Raw genomic sequence first — 6,335 nt, forward strand, 5'->3', positions numbered from 1 at the left:
AAAAACATTTACATTGAATTTACATTGTTAAGAATAAATTTACATTACAGCATAGTTAGTGTGGTTTTTGTTTGCTTCTTTAACTACAAATGTTGGGATTCCTAGCTTTTAAGGATTATTATCGTCATTTACTTAAAATTAAAAATTGCTTAACACTCACATAATATTGTTGTCCTACAATGAATTTGTGTTCGAAAGAAAATGAATTCGAAAAGCGATAATCCAAATGGGGGTACAAGACATGGTTATGAAAAAAGGTATTAAATTTTCTTTAGCAGCTTTAGTGGTAGCAGGAGCATTAGTTGGGTGTGGGAAAGCAGAAGATACAACTAGTAAAGAAACTGCTAAAGGAAGCGATAATACAAAACAAGAATTATCAGGTACGATTGCAGCAGCTGGTTCTACAGCTCTTCTACCTCTTGCGGAGGAAGCTGGAAAGAAATTCATGGAGAAAAATTCAAAAGTTTCTATTCAAGTCCAAGGTGGCGGTAGTGGAACTGGGATTAACCAAGTAGCATCTGGTGCAGTACAAATTGGTAATTCAGATGTTCCGGCCGGAGATAAAATAAAAGATGCTGAAAAGGCGAAAGAATTAGTAGATAACAAGGTAGCGGGTATTGCATTCGCTCTTGTCGTAAATAAAGATGTAAAAGTTGATAACTTAACGGTGCAACAAGTACAAGATATCTTCACTGGAAAAGTAACAAACTGGAAAGAAGTAGGCGGAAAAGATGAAAAAATCAACGTAATTAATCGTCCGGCTTCATCTGGTACACGTGCTACATTTGAAAAAACGATTATGAAAGACGCGAAAATTAATGATGGAACTGGTACAACACAAGATTCTAACGGTGCAGTAGAGCAAGCTATCAATTCTACTCCAGGTTCAGTAAGTTATTTAGCAATGTCTTATATGGTTGGAGATAAAAAAGGTGCACTACAAACAGTGAAAATTGATGGTGCTGAACCGAAAGTTGAAAACATTGCGTCTGGTAAATATCCATTCTGGTCTTACGAGTATATGGTAACAAAAGGTGAAGCGAAAGAAGCAACAAAAGCTTACATCGATTATGTAAAAGGTAAAGACTTTGAAAAGCAAGTAGAAGATATGGGCTACATTCCAATGTCTAAATTAAATAAGTAATAAAGTTTTATGGGGCTGGCTGCAAGGTCAGTCCTGTTCATTTCAATCTGCGAAGTGGGGTCTGTCCTGTGATGAAGGGGAAAAAACAAATTAATTACGTGAAAAGTGAATATATAGGAAGATCACTTGTTACGTTTTGCGGTATTTTTATTGTTTTAATTACATTAGCTATTATTGCATTTATTTGTGGTAAAGGTATTCAATCTTTTACACAAAGTGGTATCTCGTTTACTGAGATGTTAACATCGACAAAATGGAATCCAAATGCTGATCAAGGATCCTTTGGGGCTTTGATTTTCATTGTAGGTTCAACGGTGGTTTCGTTAGGTGCGGTCATTATTAGTGCACCAATTGCTATAGCTCTTGCTATATTCATGAATTTAATTTCGCCGAAGTTTGGAAATAAAGTATTGAAGCCTGTTCTAGAATTGTTAGTTGGTATTCCTTCGGTTGTATACGGATTATTAGGGGTTACGATTTTAGTACCACTATTACGTGATTCGTTTGGGGGAGTGGGCTTTAGTTTAATTGCAGGTATTGTTGTATTAAGTATTATGATTTTACCTACTATTGCTAGTATCGCTTCTGATGCAATACGTTCTGTTCCATTTGATTATTTAGAAGCTTCTTATGGTCTAGGATCAACGAAATGGCAAGCGATTAGCCGAGTGATTGTTCCTGCTGCGAAAAAAGGGATTTTAACAGGTGTTGTTTTAGGCTTAGCGCGTGCTTTCGGTGAAGCGCTAGCGGTTCAAATGGTAATCGGGAATACGATTAAATTACCAGAAGGAATATATAGTCCAACAGCGACGTTAACTGGTATTTTAACAATGGACATGACGAATACATTGAACGGAACTGCTTGGAACAATGCGCTATGGACTTTAGCGATGATTTTACTTGTTATTTCATTCCTGTTTATTTTAGTAATTCGAGCGATTGGACAAAGAGGTGAGCGATAATAATGAATGCAAGAACGGTAAATAAAGTTTGGACAGGTATCTTTTATGCGGTTGCGGCTTTGGTCGTAGCTATGCTAGTGTTCTTAGTGTTTGAAATTTTACAAAAGGGATGGGGATTTTGGGATCCTAATTTCTTGTTTGGAGAACCAAGTAATACAAGAGCTGGTGGTGGGATTGGTCCACAGTTATTCAATTCCTTCTACATGCTTGTTATAACGCTTATTATATCTATTCCTCTTGGGTTAGGTGCTGGAATATATTTAGCGGAGTATGCAAAACAAGGGCGCTTTTTAAATTTCGTTCGTTTATGCATTGAGACAATGGCGTCTTTACCTTCTATTGTTGTTGGTTTATTCGGTTTGTTGGTGTTCGTTACAATGACAGGCTGGGGATACACAGTAATGGGTGGTGCTCTTGCTTTAACTATTTTAAACTTACCAGGTTTAACGCGTGTTTGTGAAAATGCGATTTCAGAAGTGCCTCATAATGTAAAAGAAGCAAGTCTTGGATTAGGTGCAACGAAGTGGCAAACAATCGCTCGTATTATTATCCCATCTTCATTACCGCAAATTATTACAGGTATTATTTTAGCGGCGGGTCGTATATTTGGAGAAGCGGCAGCATTAATTTATACAGCGGGTTTAACATCCCCGATTTTAAATTCAGCAGCGGATTTCTCGAGCCCTGCGCATCCTTTAAATCCGTTTAGACCAGCTGAAACATTAGCGGTTCACATTTGGAAATTAAATTCTGAAGGAGTTATTCCAGATGCGAAGTTGATTGCGACAAAATCTGCAGCTGTATTAATTATTATGGTATTACTATTCAATGTTATTTCACGCTTGATAGCGTCTATATTACACAAGCGCTTTACAGGAACGAAAAGAAAAAGTAAAACAACGAAAAAGGTAAAAGCGGCATAAATTATAAAGGAGAACTCTCTATTTATAGATAGGGGGTTCTTTTGTATTTTAATATAGAAGGAAAGGATGTAATGATTGTTGAATTTGTGATTAATTATAAAGAAGAACAGATGTAATTTAGAGAGGAGTTTTAATTTGTTTTTTCTGCAAATGTCAGGTTTTCCTGGGTCAGGAAAATCGACAGTTTCTAAGTATATAGCGAAATTAACAGGTGCTGTAATTATAGATCATGATGTTTTGAAATCCGCGTTGTTAAAATCATTAAAAGTAAAAGGAATTGAATCAACGATTGTTGGTGGGCTTGCGTATGATGCCGAATGGGTATTGATCGATTCTTATTTAGAACAAGGGCATAGTGTTATATTGGATAGTCCGTGTTTATATGAGGGAATGGTTGAAAAAGGGATTGAATTATCAAATAAACATGGTGTGAAATATAAATATATTGAGTGTTATCTTAATGATATGGAAGAGATTAATAGGAGACTGCAAACGCGTAAGCGTATGATCAGTCAAATTGAAAAGGTGGAGTCGGAAGTAGGTTTTAAAAAGTGGTTAAATGGTAGTAAAAGACCTTCAAATAATGAATACCTTATTGTGGATTCTAGTAAACCTATAGAGCAATATGTGGAAAAAATGATGGATTATATGACTAAGTAGAGAGAAGGCGTTATCTTCATTTGTGAAGATAACGCCTTTTGTTTTTAAATATCAGGTGTTTCTGTAGAAGTGCTTATTTTCCTACGGGAGCGTCTTTTTCTCCCGATTTTATCTAATAGTTCATACATAACTGGAACGACTACTAATGTAAGAACAGTTGAGACTGCCAAACCGCCGATGACAACGACGGCTAAACTTTTTGATACCATACTTCCTGCTTGGGATTGGCCAAATAGGAGTGGGAGCATAGCAACGATTGTTGTAATAGCTGTCATAATAATTGGGCGTAGTCTAGTAGAACCTGCTTCAAGTAAGGCTTCTCTAGTTTCCATGCCGTGTTCCCGATTTTGTTGGACTCTTTCTATTAATACAATAGCGTTTGTAACAACAATCCCGATTAACATTAATGCGCCAATCAAGGAATTTACATCAACAGGTGTTCGTGAAATGATTAATCCTAAAATACCACCGACAGCAGCTAACGGTAAGGAGAATAGGATTGCAAAAGGAGCGCGTGCTTGCCCGAAGGTGATAACCATAATTAAATATACAATCCCGATTGCGATCCCCATAATTTTGAATAAATCTGTAAAATTCTCTTGCATAGATTCAGTAGCTCCTGCGATATTTACTTTTGAACCGCTAGGTAAATCTAAGTCAGTTATCGCTTTATTTACTGCTGTGTTTACTTTACTCAAGTCTTCATTTGAAGCTTCGGCGGTAATTTGAATTGTTTCTTTTCCGTCTTTATGGAAAATTTCTGTTTGCGTTTGTTTTTCTGAAATAGTTGCGATGTCTTTTAAAGGAATTGGTCCATTAATAGGTGATAGTATGTTTGTATTTAAAATATCTTCTTGTTTAGTAATGTTTTCCTTTTTATGTTCTATCATAATAGTAGTTTTTTCATTATTAATTGTAATTTCGCCAATAGGTGACTTCTTCATAAGGAATGCTACTTGTTGCGCAACTATTTCTGGTGTTAAACCTAGTTGTTCAGCCTTTGTTTGATCAATATGAATTTGCCATTCTTTCTTAGAGTCTTCTAAATTCGTTTTTACTTTAGAAAGATCATCCATGCTTTTTAGTTTTGTTTCGACGATAGTAGCCGCCTCTTTTAAATCTGCTTCGTTAGTAGCTGTTACGTTAAATTGTAAGTTGTTGCCGCCACCAGAGCTTGAATAACTTGTTTTTATATAATCAAGTTCAGCAGGTTCAAAAGTTTTATTTTCCTTTTTTAACTCTTTAATATATTGATCAATATCAGAACCTTTTTTAAAGACTACAAATATACTAGTAAGGTTATTTTTAGTTGTTTGCCCCCATTGTGCATCTTCTGCGCTAGATCCCATTCGTAAAATAACGTCTGTTACATCTGAATTAGAAAGTAATTTCTTTTCGAAATCGAATGCTTTTTGTTTTTGAGCTTCAGCATTATAATCGGCTGGAAATGTCATGTTAATAGATAACATTGTGTCGTCCTCAGATTTTATGTTTGCTTTCGGTAGTAATATATAGGCTGCAATTGATCCTGCAAATAATAAAAATGCAGTAAGTAGAATAATGAATTTATGAGAAAGAGACCACTTTAACGTAGCAACATATCGTGATGAAGAACTTGGCTTTCGATGCTTTGTTTTTTTGAGTAGTAAAAAAGCCATAAGTGGAACAACTGTTAGTGCAACGATTAAGGATGATAGAATAGAATATACAACTGCTAATACCATAGGTAACATTAATTTTCCGATTGCTCCTGATACGAGGCCGATAGGTAAAAAAACAGCGACGGTTGTTAAAGTAGAAGAAGTAATTGCGACGGCGACTTCTTTCGTTGCATCAAGAATAATATTTTTAGAGAAAGAATCTTTTTGTAAACGGCGGAAAATATTCTCGATGACAACGATACTATCATCGACGAGACGTCCAACCGCAACAGCTAAACCACCAAGGGTTAAAATGTTAAGTGTGATGTTAGATTGATGTAGTAAAAAGAGTGTTAATAAAATAGATAATGGAATACTGACAACAGCGATGAGTGTTGTTCGGAAGTTACGTAAAAAGATTAAGATAATTAGAGTTGCAGCGATTGCTCCAAGTATTACTTCTTTTCCCATGCTAGTAACAGCATTTTCAACTTGTTCATGGGTTGAAGCCAAAAGTTTAATAGAAAATTGATCTTTATATTCCTTATTTATCTCTTTAACTTTTTTATCAATCTCTTTTCCGATGGCAACTGCATTTTTACTCGGTTCTTTCATGATGATTAATCCTGTTCCTTCTTCGCCGTTTATATGTGAGATTGTATCGTAGTGTTGTTTGATTTCGATTTGAGCAATGTCTTGTAATTTCACTTGGGGTGCCACAGTGATGTTTTTAATGTCATTTACATTTTTTATGTCCCCGATGACGCGGAGATTGTATTCTTCTTGATTAACAGTAATTGCCCCAGCTGGAGTAGAAGTTTCTTTTCCTTGTAAAACAGTTAGTACCTGCTGTGATGTTACGTTTTTGTTTTTTAATTGGTTCGGATCAAGTACGATAGATAATTCAGAGGTGGATTTTCCGAAAAACATAACATTAGCAACACCATCAATGTTTTCGAGTTGTGGTACGATTTCTTTTTCAATTTGTTTTTCATCTGCTTTTGAA

Annotated in this window: 5 protein-coding genes (1 of these 5 running past the window's edge); 4 read left to right on the forward strand and 1 reads right to left on the reverse strand. The window is 35.5% G+C overall.

Annotated elements, in window-relative coordinates; genetic code table 11:
* Positions 1-241 precede the first annotated feature (241 nt).
* The 4 genes from AC241_RS03720 to AC241_RS03735 all read left to right on the forward strand — a co-directional run bounded on the left by AC241_RS03720 (position 242) and on the right by AC241_RS03735 (position 3,689).
* Positions 242-1,144: a phosphate ABC transporter substrate-binding protein PstS family protein gene (locus AC241_RS03720; protein ID WP_029441648.1), complete on the forward strand. Its 903-nt coding sequence runs from the start codon at positions 242-244 to the stop codon at positions 1,142-1,144.
* Positions 1,145-1,215: 71 nt separating this feature from the next.
* On the forward strand, positions 1,216-2,106 hold the full coding sequence (gene pstC / locus AC241_RS03725) for a phosphate ABC transporter permease subunit PstC (RefSeq protein ID WP_000676676.1): 891 nt from the start codon (positions 1,216-1,218) through the stop codon (positions 2,104-2,106).
* Between the two features lie 2 nt (positions 2,107-2,108).
* Positions 2,109-3,029 (forward strand): phosphate ABC transporter permease PstA, encoded by a 921-nt coding sequence (gene pstA / locus AC241_RS03730; RefSeq protein WP_016083491.1) that lies wholly within the window; start codon positions 2,109-2,111, stop codon positions 3,027-3,029.
* A 135-nt stretch (positions 3,030-3,164) separates the two neighbouring features.
* Complete coding sequence (locus tag AC241_RS03735) at positions 3,165-3,689, forward strand: P-loop nucleotide/nucleoside kinase family protein (protein WP_000465755.1); 525 nt, start codon at positions 3,165-3,167, stop codon at positions 3,687-3,689.
* Between the two features lie 44 nt (positions 3,690-3,733).
* Here AC241_RS03735 and AC241_RS03740 read toward each other — a convergent pair whose 3' ends face one another.
* Positions 3,734-6,335, reverse strand: partial view of an efflux RND transporter permease subunit gene (locus AC241_RS03740; protein ID WP_050842595.1) — the 3' portion only. The gene runs 443 nt beyond the window's last position; 2,602 of the gene's 3,045 nt are visible here — the last part of the coding sequence; its start codon lies off the right edge, out of view; its stop codon occupies positions 3,734-3,736.

Source organism: Bacillus thuringiensis (assembly GCF_001182785.1).
In the GTDB taxonomy this organism is placed as follows: Bacteria; Bacillota; Bacilli; order Bacillales; family Bacillaceae_G; genus Bacillus_A; species Bacillus_A thuringiensis_S.